Annotated in this window: 18 protein-coding genes, 1 rRNA gene and 1 other annotated feature; all 19 genes read left to right on the top strand. The window is 47.6% G+C overall.

The genetic code is table 11. From position 1 onward, the window contains the following. The first annotated feature begins 9 nt into the window (after positions 1–9). The 19 genes from rrf to nusG all read left to right on the top strand — a co-directional run bounded on the left by rrf (position 10) and on the right by nusG (position 16,079). A 5S ribosomal RNA gene (rrf, locus tag BLD48_RS15190) occupies positions 10–125 on the top strand. Between the two features lie 140 nt (positions 126–265). Next, positions 266–721, top strand: coding sequence for a CtsR family transcriptional regulator (locus BLD48_RS15185; protein ID WP_071500922.1), 456 nt, complete (start codon positions 266–268; stop codon positions 719–721). A 16-nt stretch (positions 722–737) separates the two neighbouring features. Beyond that, the gene (locus BLD48_RS15180; RefSeq protein WP_014969124.1) at positions 738–1,166 is read left to right on the top strand and encodes a hypothetical protein; all 429 of its coding nucleotides are present in this window, start codon (positions 738–740) and stop codon (positions 1,164–1,166) included. Then, positions 1,159–2,232, top strand: coding sequence for a protein arginine kinase (locus BLD48_RS15175; protein WP_071500921.1), 1,074 nt, complete (start codon positions 1,159–1,161; stop codon positions 2,230–2,232). Before BLD48_RS15180 ends, BLD48_RS15175 begins: the two co-directional genes overlap by 8 nt. Further along, positions 2,232–4,679, top strand: a complete 2,448-nt coding sequence (gene clpC, locus BLD48_RS15170; RefSeq protein WP_071500920.1) for an ATP-dependent protease ATP-binding subunit ClpC — start codon at positions 2,232–2,234, stop codon at positions 4,677–4,679. Before BLD48_RS15175 ends, clpC begins: the two co-directional genes overlap by 1 nt. Before the next feature lie 79 nt (positions 4,680–4,758). Further along, the gene (gene radA, locus BLD48_RS15165; protein ID WP_026830518.1) at positions 4,759–6,135 is read left to right on the top strand and encodes a DNA repair protein RadA; all 1,377 of its coding nucleotides are present in this window, start codon (positions 4,759–4,761) and stop codon (positions 6,133–6,135) included. 131 nt (positions 6,136–6,266) lie between these two features. Beyond that, entirely contained in the window at positions 6,267–7,358 is a 1,092-nt protein-coding gene (locus BLD48_RS15160; protein WP_071500919.1) for a PIN/TRAM domain-containing protein, read from the top strand. Positions 7,359–7,416: 58 nt separating this feature from the next. Continuing rightward, positions 7,417–8,100 (top strand): 2-C-methyl-D-erythritol 4-phosphate cytidylyltransferase, encoded by a 684-nt coding sequence (gene ispD / locus BLD48_RS15155; RefSeq protein ID WP_071500918.1) that lies wholly within the window; start codon positions 7,417–7,419, stop codon positions 8,098–8,100. Positions 8,101–8,102: 2 nt separating this feature from the next. Further along, positions 8,103–8,585 carry a 2-C-methyl-D-erythritol 2,4-cyclodiphosphate synthase gene (gene ispF, locus BLD48_RS15150; protein WP_014969130.1) on the top strand — a complete coding sequence of 161 codons (483 nt, stop codon included), beginning with the start codon at positions 8,103–8,105 and terminating at the stop codon, positions 8,583–8,585. A 45-nt stretch (positions 8,586–8,630) separates the two neighbouring features. Further along, on the top strand, positions 8,631–10,076 hold the full coding sequence (gene gltX / locus BLD48_RS15145) for a glutamate--tRNA ligase (protein WP_071500917.1): 1,446 nt from the start codon (positions 8,631–8,633) through the stop codon (positions 10,074–10,076). After that, positions 10,076–10,293: a binding site (T-box leader), on the top strand. Its footprint overlaps the gene before it by 1 nt. Positions 10,294–10,338: 45 nt before the next feature. Further along, positions 10,339–11,022: a serine O-acetyltransferase gene (gene cysE, locus BLD48_RS15140; RefSeq protein WP_071500916.1), complete on the top strand. Its 684-nt coding sequence runs from the start codon at positions 10,339–10,341 to the stop codon at positions 11,020–11,022. Continuing rightward, complete coding sequence (gene cysS / locus BLD48_RS15135; protein WP_071500915.1) at positions 10,976–12,373, top strand: cysteine--tRNA ligase; 1,398 nt, start codon at positions 10,976–10,978, stop codon at positions 12,371–12,373. The genes cysE and cysS overlap by 47 nt, the downstream gene beginning before the upstream one ends. Then, positions 12,370–12,774 carry a Mini-ribonuclease 3 gene (locus tag BLD48_RS15130; protein ID WP_071500914.1) on the top strand — a complete coding sequence of 135 codons (405 nt, stop codon included), beginning with the start codon at positions 12,370–12,372 and terminating at the stop codon, positions 12,772–12,774. Before cysS ends, BLD48_RS15130 begins: the two co-directional genes overlap by 4 nt. An 88-nt stretch (positions 12,775–12,862) precedes the next feature. After that, positions 12,863–13,627: a 23S rRNA (guanosine(2251)-2'-O)-methyltransferase RlmB gene (gene rlmB, locus BLD48_RS15125; RefSeq protein WP_071500923.1), complete on the top strand. Its 765-nt coding sequence runs from the start codon at positions 12,863–12,865 to the stop codon at positions 13,625–13,627. Further along, the gene (locus BLD48_RS15120) at positions 13,624–14,154 is read left to right on the top strand and encodes an NYN domain-containing protein (RefSeq protein ID WP_071500913.1); all 531 of its coding nucleotides are present in this window, start codon (positions 13,624–13,626) and stop codon (positions 14,152–14,154) included. The genes rlmB and BLD48_RS15120 overlap by 4 nt, the downstream gene beginning before the upstream one ends. Before the next feature lie 193 nt (positions 14,155–14,347). Beyond that, positions 14,348–14,989: an RNA polymerase sporulation sigma factor SigH gene (gene sigH, locus BLD48_RS15115; protein WP_026830523.1), complete on the top strand. Its 642-nt coding sequence runs from the start codon at positions 14,348–14,350 to the stop codon at positions 14,987–14,989. A 157-nt stretch (positions 14,990–15,146) separates the two neighbouring features. After that, entirely contained in the window at positions 15,147–15,293 is a 147-nt protein-coding gene (gene rpmG, locus BLD48_RS15110; protein WP_071500912.1) for a 50S ribosomal protein L33, read from the top strand. 44 nt (positions 15,294–15,337) lie between these two features. Further along, entirely contained in the window at positions 15,338–15,508 is a 171-nt protein-coding gene (gene secE, locus BLD48_RS15105) for a preprotein translocase subunit SecE (protein WP_014969138.1), read from the top strand. A gap of 19 nt (positions 15,509–15,527) precedes the next feature. Next, positions 15,528–16,079 (top strand): transcription termination/antitermination protein NusG, encoded by a 552-nt coding sequence (nusG, locus tag BLD48_RS15100; protein WP_014969139.1) that lies wholly within the window; start codon positions 15,528–15,530, stop codon positions 16,077–16,079. The last annotated feature ends 70 nt before the right edge of the window (positions 16,080–16,149 follow it).

Here is a 16,149-nt window from a genome sequence, read left to right as displayed (position 1 = left end):
CGCCTGTCGTCTGGTGACGATAGCCAAGTGGTCACACCCGTTCCCATGCCGAACACGGAAGTTAAGCACTTGAACGCCGAAAGTAGTTGGGGGCTTCCCCCTGCGAGGATAGGACGTTGCCAGGCCATTGAAAGGACCGATCTGCATACCGCAGATCGGTCTTTTTGTGTATGACAAATGAAAAGACTAAATGGTTGCATTTCACTTTTAAGATGATTACTATTAAATCAAACAATAGTCAAAGATGGTCAGAGAGGTGGTGCCCATGCAAAACATCACAGATATCATCGAAGCCTATTTAAAGCAGATTTTACATGATGAGAAAAAAATTGAAATCAAACGTCAAGAAATTGCTGAACGTTTTGATTGTGTACCATCACAAATCAACTATGTCATTAATACCCGTTTTACGATTGAAAAAGGTTATTTTGTTGAAAGTAAACGTGGTGGTGGCGGTTATATCCGGATTCAAAAAATCGTAATTTTGGATAGCCATGATCTGTTAGACGAGATGAGCCGATGGATTGGAAATGACTTGACGGAACAAGCAGCGGAAGATTATTTGATTCGCTTAGTGAATGAACAACTTTTAACACGACGTGAAGCCATTGTCGTCCAATCCTTGTTACAAAAAGAAAGTTTGCCGATGGTAGTTGAAGATCAACGTCGGATGCGGGCTCATTTGATGCAGACACTTTTGAAAACAATCAAACGACTTTGACACGGGAGGAATGTGTATGCGTTGTCAACGGTGTGGTGAACGTGAAGCCGTTGTCCGTGTCAAACTTCCACAAGATACAGAGGGAACCGAACAAGTACTCTGTTCGGTTTGTGTAAAGGAAATGGCCAAAGCCTATCAAGAAACAGCTTGTCCTTCATGTGGAATGACACGTCAACAGGTATTACATTTACGAAAAGTTGGGTGTGCGACATGCTATTCGTTTTTTAAAGAAGAAGTCGATGGGATGATTCGCCAATTTCAACACGGTCATACGAAACATTATGGTTCACGGCCTGAAGAAGAGTCAGTCGAAAGACGTTTATCGCAACAATTAAGTCGACTCAAAGAACAGTTGAATCGTAAAATTTTATCAGAAGATTATGAAGAAGCCGAGGTCCTGAAACAACAAATTTTAAATGTGGAGGAGGACTTGCGCCATGTTTGAAAAATTATTGACGCAACCTCTTAGCGAAAAGATGAACCAACAAGCACCCTATGATGATATCGTCGTCTCCACCCGGATTCGTTTAGCTCGCAATGTCACCCATTATCCGTTCTCGACAAGATTGACAGAAACGCAGGCTACTGCCTTGATTGATGAAACTGAGCGACAGCTATCGGGGTTAAAAGGGTTTCAATTCGGACGGGTCGACCAAGTCGATGCTTTAACACGAACTGCTTTAGTAGAAAAACATTTAATCAGTCCGGCACTCGCAACTCATCCACGCACAGGACTCTTTGTGAGTGAAGATGAACAAATTAGTGTCATGGTGAATGAAGAAGATCATTTCCGCATTCAGACATTGTTACCCGGTCTGCAACTAGAAGAGGCTTTTCGGATAGCGAAACAAGTCGACCTGTTGATTAGTGAACGCTTTAAAATCGCTTTTGACGATACACTTGGTTACTTGACGACTTGTCCGAGCAACGTCGGCACAGGTCTTCGTGCTTCGGTGATGTTGCATTTGCCTGGTCTTGTCCTCACGAATCAAATCCAAGGCTATATCAAACACTTGCGACAGCTAGGTTTTGCGATTCGTGGACGTTACGGCGAAGGTAGCAATGCGTCTGGAAGAATGTTTCAATTGTCGAATCAACGGACACTTGGAGCGAGTGAAGATATGCTGATTACCGATTATCAATTCGCCGTCGAAGCATTAATTGAGGCGGAACAAGCCGCAAGAAAAGGATTATTGGAGATGTATCAAGAAGAACTAGAGGACCGGTTGTATCGGTCGTATGGCATTCTAAGATCTGCGCGTTTGATTACGGCGCGAGAAGCGACGGAACGGTTATCCGATGTTCGGTTGGCTGACAGCTTAGGTTTAGCCGTCGAACTTCCGCCAAGTTTGTTCCATCATTTACTTGTATCGTTACAAACAGGTTTTCTACAAAAGCATTTCGGGAAACAATTAACATCAAGAGAACGGGACATCGAACGAGCGACTGTCATTCGTGAGATGTTAACCGAACAGACAAACAGGGATCACACACAAGGAGGTTTTGCGTAATGATGTTTGGACGATTCACAGAACGTGCTCAACGCGTACTCGCACTTGCACAAGAAGAAGCGGTACGTCTTGGTCACCATAATATCGGGACAGAACATATTTTACTCGGACTTGTACGTGAAGGAGACGGGATTGCGGCGAAAGCATTAACGGCACTCGGACTCAGTTCAGATAAGATTCAAATGGAAGTCGAAGCATTGATCGGTCGTGGTCAAGATGGTGCGACGACGATTCACTATACACCACGTGCGAAAAAGGTCATCGAACTTTCGATGGATGAAGCACGTAAATTAGGTCATTCATACGTGGGAACAGAACATCTTTTGCTCGGTTTAATCCGTGAAGGAGAAGGTGTCGCTGCTCGCGTTTTAAATAACCTTGGCATCAGCCTCTCAAAAGCACGTCAGCAAGTACTCCAGTTGCTCGGCAACAGTGAAACGACAGCAAATGCCTCACAAGCTGGCTCAGGCGTCGCGACACCAACACTTGACGGTCTCGCTCGTGACTTAACACAGCAAGCTCGTGAAACACGTCTTGACCCGGTCATCGGTCGTGCAAAAGAAATCCAACGTGTCATTGAAGTCCTAAGCCGCCGGACGAAAAATAATCCCGTCTTGATCGGGGAACCAGGTGTTGGTAAAACAGCTGTCGTCGAAGGGCTAGCGCAACAAATCGTCAATAATGAAGTGCCGGAGACGTTACGGAATAAACGCGTCATGGTACTCGACATGGGGACACTCGTCGCGGGCACGAAGTATCGTGGTGAGTTTGAAGATCGGTTGAAGAAGGTCATGGACGAGATTCGTCAGGCCGGAAACATCATTCTCTTCATCGATGAGTTGCACACGTTGATCGGTGCTGGTGGAGCAGAAGGTGCAATCGATGCGTCCAACATCCTGAAACCATCACTCGCGCGTGGGGAACTTCAATGTGTTGGAGCAACGACACTTGATGAGTACCGGAAATACATCGAAAAAGATGCGGCACTCGAACGTCGTTTCCAACCGATCCAAGTCGCTGAGCCGACAACGGATGAAGCAACACAAATCTTGTTTGGTCTTCGTGACCGTTATGAAGCGCATCACCGTGTCACCATCACGGATGAAGCGATTCACGAAGCTGTTACGCTTTCGGATCGGTACATTTCGGACCGTTTCCTACCGGATAAAGCAATCGACCTCGTTGATGAAGCAGCTTCAAAAGTCCGTCTTCGTTCGTATACAGCACCACCCAACTTAAAAGAAGTTGAAGCGAAGCTTGAAGGTATTCGTAAAGATAAAGATGAAGCCGTTCAAAGTCAGGAATTTGAAAAAGCAGCAAGTCTTCGCGATACGGAACAAAAGTTGCGCGACGAGCTGGAGCGTTTGAAAGAAGAATGGCAGAACAAACAAGGCAACGAAAAACTTGAAGTCACAAAAGACGATATCGCACAAGTCGTCGCCAACTGGACGGGTGTTCCGGTCACGAAAATCGCGGAGGAAGAAACGGATCGTTTATTGCGTCTCGAAGAAATTCTTCATGGTCGTGTCATCGGTCAAAACGAAGCGGTTAAATCCATTTCAAAAGCCATCCGTCGGGCTCGGGCTGGACTCAAAGATCCAAAACGTCCGATTGGTTCGTTTATCTTCCTCGGTCCGACTGGTGTCGGTAAAACGGAACTCGCACGAGCGGTCGCAGAAGCGATGTTCGGTGACGAGGATGCCATCATCCGAATCGACATGTCTGAGTACATGGAGAAACATGCGACAAGTCGCCTTGTCGGTTCGCCTCCGGGATATGTCGGGTATGAAGAAGGCGGCCAGTTAACAGAAAAAGTCCGCCGGAAACCGTATTCAGTCATCTTGCTCGATGAGATTGAAAAAGCGCACCCTGAAGTCTTCAACATCTTACTTCAAGTGCTGGATGATGGACGTTTGACGGATTCAAAAGGTCGGACAGTCGACTTCCGAAATACGATTATCGTCATGACGTCGAACGTCGGTGCAAGTGCACTCAAACGGAACAAATATGTTGGTTTTGCCGTCTCGGATGATACGGACCGTGAGTACAAAGACATGAAGGGCAAAGTCATGGATGAACTGAAAAAAGCCTTCCGTCCTGAGTTCTTGAACCGAATTGACGAAACGATCGTCTTCCATTCACTTGAGAAGAAACACATCGAAGAAATCGTGAAATTGATGGCGAAAACACTGGAACAACGACTTGCTGAACAACAAGTGCATTTCGAGTTGACGCCAGCTGCGCTCTCGAAAATTGCGGATATCGGATATGATCCAGAGTACGGAGCGCGTCCGATTCGCCGTGCGCTTCAACGTGAAGCGGAGGATCGTTTGTCGGAAGCCTTGCTTGCGGGAGACATCCAAAAAGGTGAACGTGTAGCACTTGATGTCGAAGATGGCGAATTCATCGTCCGCCGTCATCAAGCTGAACCAGCAACCACTGAATAAGTGATCAACAGGGTCCAGCTTTCGCAAGTATGAGGCGAAAGCTGGACTTTTTTCTTGATAAAGAGAAAGGATGAATCGATTGGCTAAACTGAAGACAAAATTTGTTTGTCAAAGCTGTGGGACGGAATCTCCAAAATGGATGGGGCGTTGCTCCGGCTGTGGTGAGTGGAATACGATGGTGGAGGAAGTCATCGAGGAGAAAAAGGCACGGCGTGGATCGGCTTTTGTTCATACGACAACTAAACAATTAAAACCGGAGCGACTGTCGGATATCGTATCGCAAGAAGAGAGTCGTGTCTTCACAGGGAGCAGTGAGTTTGACCGTGTCCTCGGTGGCGGAATCGTACCCGGCTCGATGGTGCTCGTCGGAGGTGATCCCGGAATCGGGAAGTCGACGATTTTACTCCAGACGAGTGCTCGTCTCGCACAGCGTGGTGAAAAGGTGCTTTATATTTCCGGTGAGGAATCACTGAAGCAGACGAAATTAAGAGCGGAGCGACTCGGCTTACCGACTCAGGATTTATTTGTCCTCAGTGAGACCGATATGAACATGATCGAGCGGGTCGTCGATGAAGAAAATCCTGCTTTCTTGATCATTGATTCAATCCAAACGGTTTATATTGATGAGATTCAGTCCGCACCAGGAAGTGTGACCCAAGTTCGTGAATGTACAGCCATGTTGATGAAAATTGCCAAGAGTCGTGGGATCGCCATCTTCATTGTCGGTCACGTGACGAAGCAAGGATCGATTGCGGGTCCACGTCTGCTTGAACACATGGTGGATGCCGTGTTGTATTTCGAAGGCGAACGTCACCATACGTTTCGGATTTTACGGGCTGTCAAAAACCGGTTTGGCTCGACGAATGAGATTGGAATCTTTGAAATGCGGGAGTCAGGTCTCGAAGAAGTCTTGAATCCATCGGAAATCTTCTTGGAAGAACGAACGTCCGGGGTGTCTGGCTCGACGATCGTCGCGTCGATGGAAGGAACACGAACGGTTCTTGTCGAGTTACAAGCCTTGATTTCACCAACTTCATTCGGCAATCCACGTCGCATGGCGACGGGAATCGATCAGAATAAAGTGGCCTTGTTGATGGCGGTTTTAGAAAAACGGTCCGGCTTATTACTTCAGACGCAAGATGCGTATCTCAAGGCAGCGGGTGGTGTCAAACTCGATGAACCAGCGATTGATTTAGCGATTTGTGTCGCCGTCGCTTCGAGTTTTCGAGATAAACCAACACGACCGACCGACGTCGTTATCGGCGAAGTCGGCTTGACCGGAGAAGTCCGACGGGTGTCACGGATCGAGCAACGGGTCGCGGAAGCTGCAAAACTTGGTTTCACGCGTGCCATCATTCCGAAAAACAACTTAGGTGGATGGACGTATCCCCCAGGCATCACAGTGATTGGTGTCGAAAGTGTGGATGAAGCATTACGCGAAACGATTCCTTTTTAAGTCAGTGCAACTACGGTAAAGGAAGGGGCGACTGTCACAGACCTGTAAACAGTTTCCCCTTCCTAAGGCGTAGGTGAATCAAATTAATACATGTTACAATGAACTTAAAATAATAAAAGGAGGTGGGAAGATTGAAAATCGTCATCAGGATCTTTTTTGCGTTACTGGGTCTTGCACTTGGTATCTTGTTGCTTCCTGAATTATTTCAACTGATTGAAGCAGCGACGAAGATGGCTTTCCCGGACTGGTTGATGACCACATACGTAACAGGAACGATTGGTGCACTCATATTTTTATTAATTGGATTATTCATTACGGATTCTGTGATTCGACTTCTCCGGTTTTTAGAAGAAAAGTTAGTCAAGGCACCGGTCGCTGATTTGTTTTTCGGCACTTTTGGTCTACTGATTGGTCTTGTCATGGCATTTCTCGTCAGCATGTTAATCGAACTCGTTGATATTCCGCTACTCAGCAACGTCTTAACGATTTTCGTGACAGCGTTGTTCGGATACCTCGGATTTACGGTCGGTTACCGGAAACGTCATGAACTGACGAAAGTCTTCTTGCGCAATAACAGTAATCAAGCAGAGAAAAAGGCGGTGGCAGAACCTGTCGTCGTCGCAAAATCGAACAGTAAAGTCCTCGATACGAGTGTCATTATCGATGGACGGATTACCGATATCGCGAAAACAGGTTTCGTCGAAGGCAAATTGATCGTGCCGCAATTCGTCATCGGAGAGTTACAGTACATCGCGGACTCATCGGATACACTGAAACGGAACCGGGGACGCCGAGGACTGGATGTCTTAAAAGAATTACAATCCATTCCCGGAATGGAAGTCGAAATTTATGACGGTGATTTTGAAGACGTGTCGGAAGTGGACATCAAGTTGATTAAGCTCGCCGAACTGATTAAAGGGATCGTCGTCACAAACGACTACAACTTAAATAAGGTCTGCGAAGTCCGGAATGTACCGGTCTTGAACATCAATGATTTGGCGAATGCCGTCAAACAGGTCGTCATTCCCGGTGAAGAGATGACGGTTCTTGTCATCAAAGAAGGAAAAGAACAAAAGCAGGGGATCGCTTATCTCGAAGACGGAACGATGGTCGTCGTCGAAGAAGGAAAACATCTGATTTCGAAGACGATTGGTGTCGTCGTGACCAGTGTGCTTCAAACGTCTGCAGGTCGGATGATTTTTGCAAAACCTCAAGAAAAATAAACAGCAGGCTGCCAAATTCGTTTTGGCAGTCTTTACTTATGGGAAAAGAGGGAAATAGATGAAAGAACAGACTTATCGCATTGTCATTCCGGCTGCCGGAGCAGGTAAACGGATGGGAGCCGATCGAAATAAATTGATGTTGTTGTTACGAAACCGCTCCATCATCGAGTGGACGCTGGATGTCTTCGAACAAGACGACAAATGTCTTGAGATCATCCTTGCGATCAATCCAGCAGAACAGCCTTGGTTTGAATCGATCACGACACAGTACGAGACGACGATCCAACTGATTCCAGGTGGAAGCGAACGGCAGGAGAGTGTCCGGCGAGGATTAGCCGTGATCACCGAGCCTGGCATCGTCCTGATTCATGACGGAGCACGTCCATTCGTGACACTCGACGCGATTCACCGTGTCGTCGCAGCAGCTGAAGTAACGGGTGCGGCCATCCTGGCCGTCCCAATCAAAGATACCGTCAAACGGGTCGAGCGGGATAGGATTGTCGAAACCGTTCCACGGGAGCAGTTGATGGCGGCTCAAACCCCACAAGCGTTTCAGCTCGAGACGATTCGGACGGTCCATGAAAAAGCAGCGACAGAATTTTTAGGTACGGATGATGCAAGTTTGATAGAATGGGACGGAGGAACGGTGACTCAGGTGACCGGACAATACGAGAACATTAAAGTAACGACACCCGACGATTTAGTATTTGGTGAAGCGATTTTAACGAAACGGGGGAAATGATGATGATTCGAATTGGACAAGGATTTGATGTACATGCGTTTGCAGAGGATCGGAAACTGATTTTAGGTGGAATCGAGATTCCACATACAAAAGGATTGCTCGGTCATTCCGATGCGGATGTCTTGTTACATACGATTGCCGACGCTGCACTTGGAGCCATCGCAGCAGGCGATATCGGGAAACATTTCCCTGATACGGATCCGGAATTCAAAGATGCGGATTCCGCAAAACTGTTGCAACATGTGTATGCGCTCGTCAAGGAGCAGGGATATGAACTTGGTAATCTCGATGCGACGGTGATCGCACAGGCGCCGAAATTACGTCCGTATATCGATACGATGCGTGCCCGGATCGCAGAACTGCTCGAAGCGGATATTGAACAAATCAATGTTAAGGCAACGACGACAGAATGGCTTGGCTTTACGGGACGTGAAGAAGGAATCGCATGCCAGGCTGTGATTTTGCTGAAACGAATCGAAGAATAAGGTATACTAGGTAAGCGAATTTTAGACTAAGGGAGTGGATCGGTAATGGCAGAAGTACGTGTACGTTATGCACCAAGTCCAACTGGACATCTTCATATTGGAAACGCACGAACAGCGTTGTTTAACTACCTGTTCGCACGACATGCAGGCGGGAAAATGATTTTACGAATTGAGGATACGGATCAGAAACGAAACATTGACGGCGGTGTCGAAAGTCAGATGAAGTATCTTGAGTGGCTCGGCATCGAGTGGGATGAAGGTCCAGGTCGTGGTGGCGAATACGGTCCTTACTTCCAAATGGAACGACTGGATCTATACAAAAAGTATACGGACGAGTTGCTTGAAAAAGGGCTTGCGTATCGCTGCTATATGACATCAGAAGAGCTCGAAGCAGAACGGGAAGCCCAGATCGCACGCGGTGAAGCGCCACGTTATTCGGGTGCACACCGTAACTTGACGCAAGAGCAAGAAGAGGCATTTGTGGCAGAAGGACGAACACCATCGATTCGGATTCGTGTACCGGAAGATGTGGCGTATACATGGCATGATATTGTTAAAGAAGACGTCTCGTTTGAGTCAAAGGACTTCGGAGATTGGGTCATCGTCAAAAAGGACGGTATCCCGACATACAACTTTGCTGTTGTCATCGATGATCACTTGATGGCAATCAGCCATGTACTTCGCGGAGACGATCATATCTCGAACACACCAAAACAGATGATGATTTATGATGCCTTCGGTTGGGCGTATCCAACGTTCGGTCACATGACGCTGATCGTCAATGAAGAGCATAAAAAATTGTCAAAACGTGACCAATCGATCATTCAATACATCGAGCAGTATAAAGACCTCGGATATCTGCCGGAAGCGTTACTCAACTTCGTGACGTTACTCGGTTGGTCGCCGGTTGGTGAACAAGAAATCTTTACGAAGGAAGAGTTCATTGAAATCTTCGATGCCTCCCGCCTTTCGAAAAGTCCGGCTGTCTTTGATCAACAAAAGCTGGCTTGGATCAACGGCCAATACATGAAACACCAATCGTTTGAAGAAGTATTCGAAGCGAGTCTGCCGTTCTTACAAGAAGCGGGTCGTGTATCAAGTGAGCCGACGGAAGAAGAACGAATCTGGGCACAAGATCTAGTCGGACTGTACCGGGAACAGATGACACATGGTGCAGAAATCGTTGAGCTTTCAGAGATGTTTTTTGAAGAAGAACTGGTGTATGATGAAGAGGCAAACACTGTTTTGGCAGGAGAAATGGTTCCTACCGTCTTAAGTGAGTTCGCGACTCAGTTGCGGACACTGGAAGACTGGACGCCGGAAGCCATCAAAGGTGCGATTAAAGCGACACAAAAAGCAACTGGACAAAAAGGAAAAAACTTGTTCATGCCAATCCGCGTCGCAACGACCGGACAGACACACGGACCAGAACTTCCGAACACGATTCAACTATTAGGAAAAGACCGCGTACTCGCGCGTCTGGACGCATAAATAAAGCGTAGATGAGGAAAGTAGAACCGATGCCTGTTGTACAGAGACGAGCTTGCGTGATGAGAGAGCTTGAACAGACGCGTTTCGAAATGCCCCTCTGAGTGCTACCCGAAATCAGTGAGAGTAGGCGTAGACGTATCTCCGGCGTTAACGGATCGGAGAGGGATGAAGTTTTTCATCCAAACAGAGTGGGACCGCGCTGATTAGCGTCTCTGTGCAGCGATGCACGGGGGCGCTTTTTCTTATGGGGAGGAGAACGAACATGACACGGATGCGTGAAGATATCCGCAATGTATTTAAGCAAGATCCGGCAGCTCGGAGTACAGTCGAAGTCGTATTGACCTATCCTGGACTCCATGCCGTCTGGATGCACCGATTCGCTCATCGTTTGTGGAAGATGAATCTGCATCTGGCTGCCCGGATGCTCGCTCAATTCAGTCGTTTCTTAACGGGGATTGAAATCCATCCTGGAGCAACCATCGGACGACGTTTGTTCATCGACCATGGTATGGGAGTCGTTATTGGTGAAACGGCGATTATCGGGGATGATGTCACCCTGTTTCAAGGTGTGACGCTTGGCGGAACGGGGAAAGAGACGGGGAAACGGCATCCGACACTCGGAAATGGGGTCCTCGTTTCAGCGGGAGCCCGCGTACTCGGAGATATTAAAATAGGAGATTCCTCCAAAATCGGTGCGAGTTCCGTGGTGTTAAAGGATGTTCCGGCAAACGCAACAGTCGTCGGTATTCCTGGTCGAGTCGTCGTCCAAGACGGAATCAAAGTTGATGCGCCATTAGATCATCAGTTACCGGACCCGGTCCGTGAATGCCAAGAACGAATTGAACTAGAGCTCGAACAATTAAAACGTGAGATTGAACGAATAAAAGGAGGACGCCGCCATGATACAACTTTACAACAGCATGACCGGAAAAAAGGAACCATTTAAGCCGTTAGAAGAAGGAAAGGTCAAGATGTATGTCTGTGGACCGACTGTCTATAACTACATTCACATTGGGAATGCCCGTCCGGCCATCGTCTTTGATACCGTCCGCCGCTACTTCACGTATCGGGGATATGAAGTCAAATACGTCTCGAACTTCACGGATGTCGACGATAAGATCATTCGGACGGCGAATGAGCTCGGAGAAGATTACCACGCGCTGACGAAACGGTTCATCGACGCATATCATGCCGATACCGGTGCATTGAATGTCCAAAAAGCAGATATCCATCCACTGGTCACAGAAACGATGGACGACATCATCGCCTTCATCGAAGTACTTGTCGAAAAAGGAAATGCGTATGCGTCAAGCGGCGATGTCTACTTCCGGACACGCAGTTTTAAAGATTATGGCCAATTAAGCCAACAGTCGATCGATGAGCTCCGGTCCGGCGCCCGGATTGAAGTCGGTGAGAAAAAAGAAGATCCACTCGACTTCGTGTTATGGAAAGCAGCCAAACCGGATGAACCGGCATGGACCAGTCCATGGGGCGAAGGGCGTCCCGGCTGGCATATCGAATGCTCGGCGATGGCGAAAAAGTATCTCGGGGATACGATTGATATTCACGCGGGGGGACAAGACTTAAAATTCCCGCACCATGAAAATGAGATTGCTCAGTCGGAAGCTTGCAACTCGCAAAAATTCGCGAATTACTGGATGCATAATGGATTCCTCAACATTGAAAATGAAAAGATGTCAAAATCACTCGGGAATTTTCTGACGGTCCACGAAGCGATCCAAGCGGTCGATCCGATGGTCTTACGTTTCTTCATGTTATCGGTCCAATACCGTCACCCGATCAACTACAGCCGTGAACTGATCGATCAGGCGGCAAATGGTCTGGCGCGGATTCGTGAATCGGTCGCAAACGTCGAACATCGTCTGGCGATGACGGCGAACCTCGGCACATCGAATGAGAAGTGGTTGAAACGGATTGAAGCAATCAAACAACATTTCGTGACATCGATGGATGATGACTTCAATACGGCGAATGCGGTAACAGATTTGTTTGATCTATCGAAAGAAGCAAACCTGTATCTCGGAGAAGAACAAGTCGCAACGGACGTCCTCGAACGATTTTTAGCCGTCTTCGATGAGTTGTCGACCGTTCTTGGTGTCACACTCACGGTCGATAAAGGATTGCTCGACGAAGAAGTTGAACAATTGATCCGCGACCGGGACACAGCACGAAAAGACCGTGACTTCACACGAGCTGACGCGATCCGGGATCAACTGCGTGACCAGGGCATTTTACTTGAAGACACGGCGCAGGGGATGCGGTGGAAGCGCGGATGAAAAATTATAAACAATTAAATGCATTGGCACTCGCCTATATGGGCGATGTCGTGTATGAGTTACATGTCCGGGAACGGTTACTCGATCAAGGGTTCGTCAAACCGGGAGACCTGCATCAGGCGGCGATTCGATATGTCCGGGCGCAAGCTCAGGCCTTCGTCGTCACCCACTGGCTGAACACGGACACGTTAACGGAAGAAGAACAGGCTGTCGTCCGTCGTGGTAAAAATGCGAAATCAGGTTCTGTACCTAAAAGTACGGATGTCCACACGTATCGTTACGCGACGGCATTTGAAGCCCTGTTAGGATATGTTTATCTTTCAAAAGGAGGGGATCGTCTTGAAGAACTCATCGGACAAGCGTTCACATTACTCGAAAACGAAGCAACGGACGGAAAATAAATCAGGCAACCCATTACGGAAACCAAAAGGTGATAAGCCGAGTGTTGAGAAACAGAAACGGATTGAAAAGAAACAGGAAGACCCGATCGTGATTGAGCCGCTCGAAGAAGGACAGGATTTCTTATACGGACGGAACCCGGTCCTTGAAGCCTTACGGACGGGACGGGAGATGAACAAGTTGTTCATTCAAGAAGGGCAACAGAAAGGACCACTCGCGGTCATTCACGCGATGGCCAAAGAAGCGGGTGTCCAGACCCAAATCGTTCCCCGTTCGAAACTCCATGGTCTGACGGGGAGTGACAACCACCAAGGGGTCGTCGCGGCCGTCGCGGCTTACGAATATGCGGAACTCGATGACATCTTTGCGCTCGCGGAGAAAAAAGGTGAGACCCCGTTGATGATTTTGCTGGATGAACTGGAAGACCCGCATAATTTGGGATCGATTCTCCGGACGGCGGATGCGGTGGGTGCCCACGGCATCATCATCCCAAAACGCCGGTCCGTCGGATTGACGCAAGTCGTCGCGAAAGCATCCACCGGTGCAATCGAACATATACCAGTCGTCCGTGTGACGAACTTGACCCGGACGATGGAAGACTTGAAGAAAAAAGGGATCTGGTTTGTCGGAACGGATGCACGTGAAAGTGACGACTACCGGACGCTCGACGGAACGATGCCACTCGGCATCGTCATCGGCAGTGAAGGAAAAGGGATGAGCCGGCTCGTCCGCGAAAAATGTGATTTCCTTGTCCATCTCCCGATGGCAGGACACGTCACGTCGCTGAATGCGTCGGTCGCAGCCTCTTTACTGTTGTATGAGGTCTACCGGACGAGAAAGCCGTATTCGCGATGAAATATGACCGTCTGATCGTTGATGGCTACAATATCATTGGCGCATGGCCGGAATTCCGGACATTGCGGGAGCAGGATTTTGAATTAGCACGGGAACGATTGGTCGATGCGATGGCCGAGTACCAAGCCGTAACAGGAATTAGCGTGACGATTGTCTTCGATGCCTATCTCCAACCGGGACGAGAATCCCGAATCAAGAAAAGTGGGATTGAAGTCATTTATACCCGTGAAAATGAAACGGCCGATGAATGGATTGAGAAAACAGCAGCAGAGTGGTTACAAGATATCCGGGTCAAGTTGACCGTTGCGACCAATGATTTTACGGAGCAATGGGTCATCTTTACGCTGGGGGCGCTTCGGATCTCGGCACAAGAGTTACGCCGCGATTGGAAAGCAGCTGTCGTGGTCATTCGAGGACAGACGTCAATCTCGAAGACAAGCAAAAAACCACGGTCGACGATTGATATGCCGGCAGATGTCATCGAACGTCTCGAACAAATACGCCGGCGTAAAAACTCGGATTCATGACAGGGGTGGACGAACGGGATTCACGAGTAGATCGTGGATCTCGTTTTTTGTATTTAAATCATTTGTCAGATCACCATGTGCCAAAATGGAAGAAAAAAGAGGTCATGCCAATTTTTATTGTCGTACGATAGGAAATTATTGTATAATTAGAAACAATCGATTAGTTTGTCAGAGAAACTTGGAGGGATGAAGGATGAGTTTGGTTTCGTTCGACCAGTTTGAGTGCATGACCGATGAGGCGCTTGTGGAACAAGCGAAGGTATTTGACAACAGTGATGCGCTCGAATTTCTGATCGAGCGGTATCGGAACTTCGTGCGTGCAAAGGCACGGTCCTACTTCTTGATTGGGGCGGACCGGGAAGATATCATCCAAGAAGGAATGATCGGACTATATAAAGCGGTCCGTGATTACCGGACGGATAAGCTCGCTTCTTTTAAAGGATTTGCCGAACTCTGTATCACACGACAGATGATCACGGCTATCAAAACCGCGACACGGCAAAAACATATTCCGCTCAATTCTTACATCTCGCTTGATAAGCCGATTTACGATGATGAATCAGAGCGGACGTTACTCGACATCATCACGTCGACGGTCCCTTCCGATCCACAAATTCTGATTGTGAACCGGGAAGAGTATGCGGACATCGAAAGTAAGATGGATGAAATCTTAAGTGATCTCGAACGTAAAGTCCTTGCTCTTTATCTCGATGGGAGAACGTATCAAGAAATTTCGGATGATCTCGATCGTCATGTCAAGTCAATCGACAATGCCCTTCAACGTGTCAAGAAGAAATTAGAACGGTACCTCGAGGCGCGGAAACTGACCGTATGATCGAGAGGTGGATTGACCACCTCATTCCGGTGTGCTACTGTATAAATAGCGCCTTACTAGCGAGACGCCGCTCATAGGCGTTTTTTTTTACGCTCTTTTTTGGAGAGAGGGTTCTCTTCTTGAAGAGAAGGAGTGGCAAAGAAGGAGGTCTTTTGAGATGGCTAAGAAAGTAGGCCTTGCTTGTGATATTTGCGGTGCCCGCGACTACACGACGATGAAACAAGAGGATGTCAGCATCCGCTTGGAACTAAAAAAATTCTGTCGCCGCTGTAACGCGCATACGATTCATAAAGAAGCGAAATAAGGCTTCATCTGTCCCGATTTAATACATCCTGGAGGGAAAGTACGATGAAATTTTTGCGTGACGTATGGAATGAACTGAAAAAGACGAGCTGGCCAAAACGAAAAGAACTGACGAAGTATACGCTGACCGTAATCGGTATGGTCATTTTCATGGGTGTTTTCATCTTCGGTATCGATTCTGGGCTCAGCGCATTCATGAGTTGGTTGATTAAGTAAAAAGAAGAGGTGACGTACCATGGATAAGCAGTGGTTTGTTGTCCAAACGTACTCTGGATTCGAAAACAACGTCAAGGCAAACCTTGAACGTCGGATCGAATCTATGAACATGGACGAGAAGATCTTCCGTGTACTCGTTCCGATCGAAACGGTACAGGAAGAAGTAACGAATAAAAAAGGTGAGACGAAAATCAAGGAACGTGAAATCAAGATCTTCCCAGGGTATGTCCTTGTGGAAATGGTCATGACCGATGATTCTTGGTATGTCGTCCGTAACACGCCGAACGTCACAGGATTCCTTGGTTCGGTCGGCGGCGGTTCAAAACCGACACCACTTCTTCCTGAAGAAGCAGAAAACATTCTTGGATCAATGGGACTTGTCGACATGAAGAGTCGTTACGACTTTACGATGGGACAAATTGTTCGGATCAAAGAAGGTGCGTTTGAGAACCTAGAAGGAACGGTTGAAGAGCTCGACACGGAAACGGAAAAAATGAAGGTTTCTGTCGATATGTTCGGTCGTGAAACGAAAGTGGAGCTTGATTTCTCGCAGGTTGAGAAAATAGATTAAGTTTCCTATTGCGAAACTTTTGTTTTAATGGTACAATTTTTCCTGTTTGATGTTGTGCTTATTTCGATAA

This window comes from Exiguobacterium sp. KRL4 (assembly GCF_001870785.1).
Classification (GTDB): domain Bacteria; phylum Bacillota; class Bacilli; order Exiguobacteriales; family Exiguobacteriaceae; genus Exiguobacterium_A.
Note: the sequence above shows the minus strand (reverse complement) of the source record. Positions and strands in the feature narration are given on the sequence as shown.

Bases quoted from the DNA above. Each gene is read 5' to 3' on its own strand.
- BLD48_RS15185 (WP_071500922.1), top strand. From the start codon at position 266: ATGCAAAACATCACAGATATCATCGAAGCCTATTTAAAGCAGATTTTA.
- BLD48_RS15180 (WP_014969124.1), top strand. From the start codon at position 738: ATGCGTTGTCAACGGTGTGGTGAACGTGAAGCCGTTGTCCGTGTCAAA.
- BLD48_RS15175 (WP_071500921.1), top strand. From the start codon at position 1,159: ATGTTTGAAAAATTATTGACGCAACCTCTTAGCGAAAAGATGAACCAA.
- clpC (WP_071500920.1), top strand. From the start codon at position 2,232: ATGATGTTTGGACGATTCACAGAACGTGCTCAACGCGTACTCGCACTT.
- ispD (WP_071500918.1), top strand. From the start codon at position 7,417: ATGAAAGAACAGACTTATCGCATTGTCATTCCGGCTGCCGGAGCAGGT.
- ispF (WP_014969130.1), top strand. From the start codon at position 8,103: ATGATTCGAATTGGACAAGGATTTGATGTACATGCGTTTGCAGAGGAT.
- gltX (WP_071500917.1), top strand. From the start codon at position 8,631: ATGGCAGAAGTACGTGTACGTTATGCACCAAGTCCAACTGGACATCTT.
- cysE (WP_071500916.1), top strand. From the start codon at position 10,339: ATGACACGGATGCGTGAAGATATCCGCAATGTATTTAAGCAAGATCCG.
- cysS (WP_071500915.1), top strand. From the start codon at position 10,976: ATGATACAACTTTACAACAGCATGACCGGAAAAAAGGAACCATTTAAG.
- BLD48_RS15130 (WP_071500914.1), top strand. From the start codon at position 12,370: ATGAAAAATTATAAACAATTAAATGCATTGGCACTCGCCTATATGGGC.
- BLD48_RS15120 (WP_071500913.1), top strand. From the start codon at position 13,624: ATGAAATATGACCGTCTGATCGTTGATGGCTACAATATCATTGGCGCA.
- sigH (WP_026830523.1), top strand. From the start codon at position 14,348: ATGAGTTTGGTTTCGTTCGACCAGTTTGAGTGCATGACCGATGAGGCG.
- rpmG (WP_071500912.1), top strand. From the start codon at position 15,147: ATGGCTAAGAAAGTAGGCCTTGCTTGTGATATTTGCGGTGCCCGCGAC.
- secE (WP_014969138.1), top strand. From the start codon at position 15,338: ATGAAATTTTTGCGTGACGTATGGAATGAACTGAAAAAGACGAGCTGG.
- nusG (WP_014969139.1), top strand. From the start codon at position 15,528: ATGGATAAGCAGTGGTTTGTTGTCCAAACGTACTCTGGATTCGAAAAC.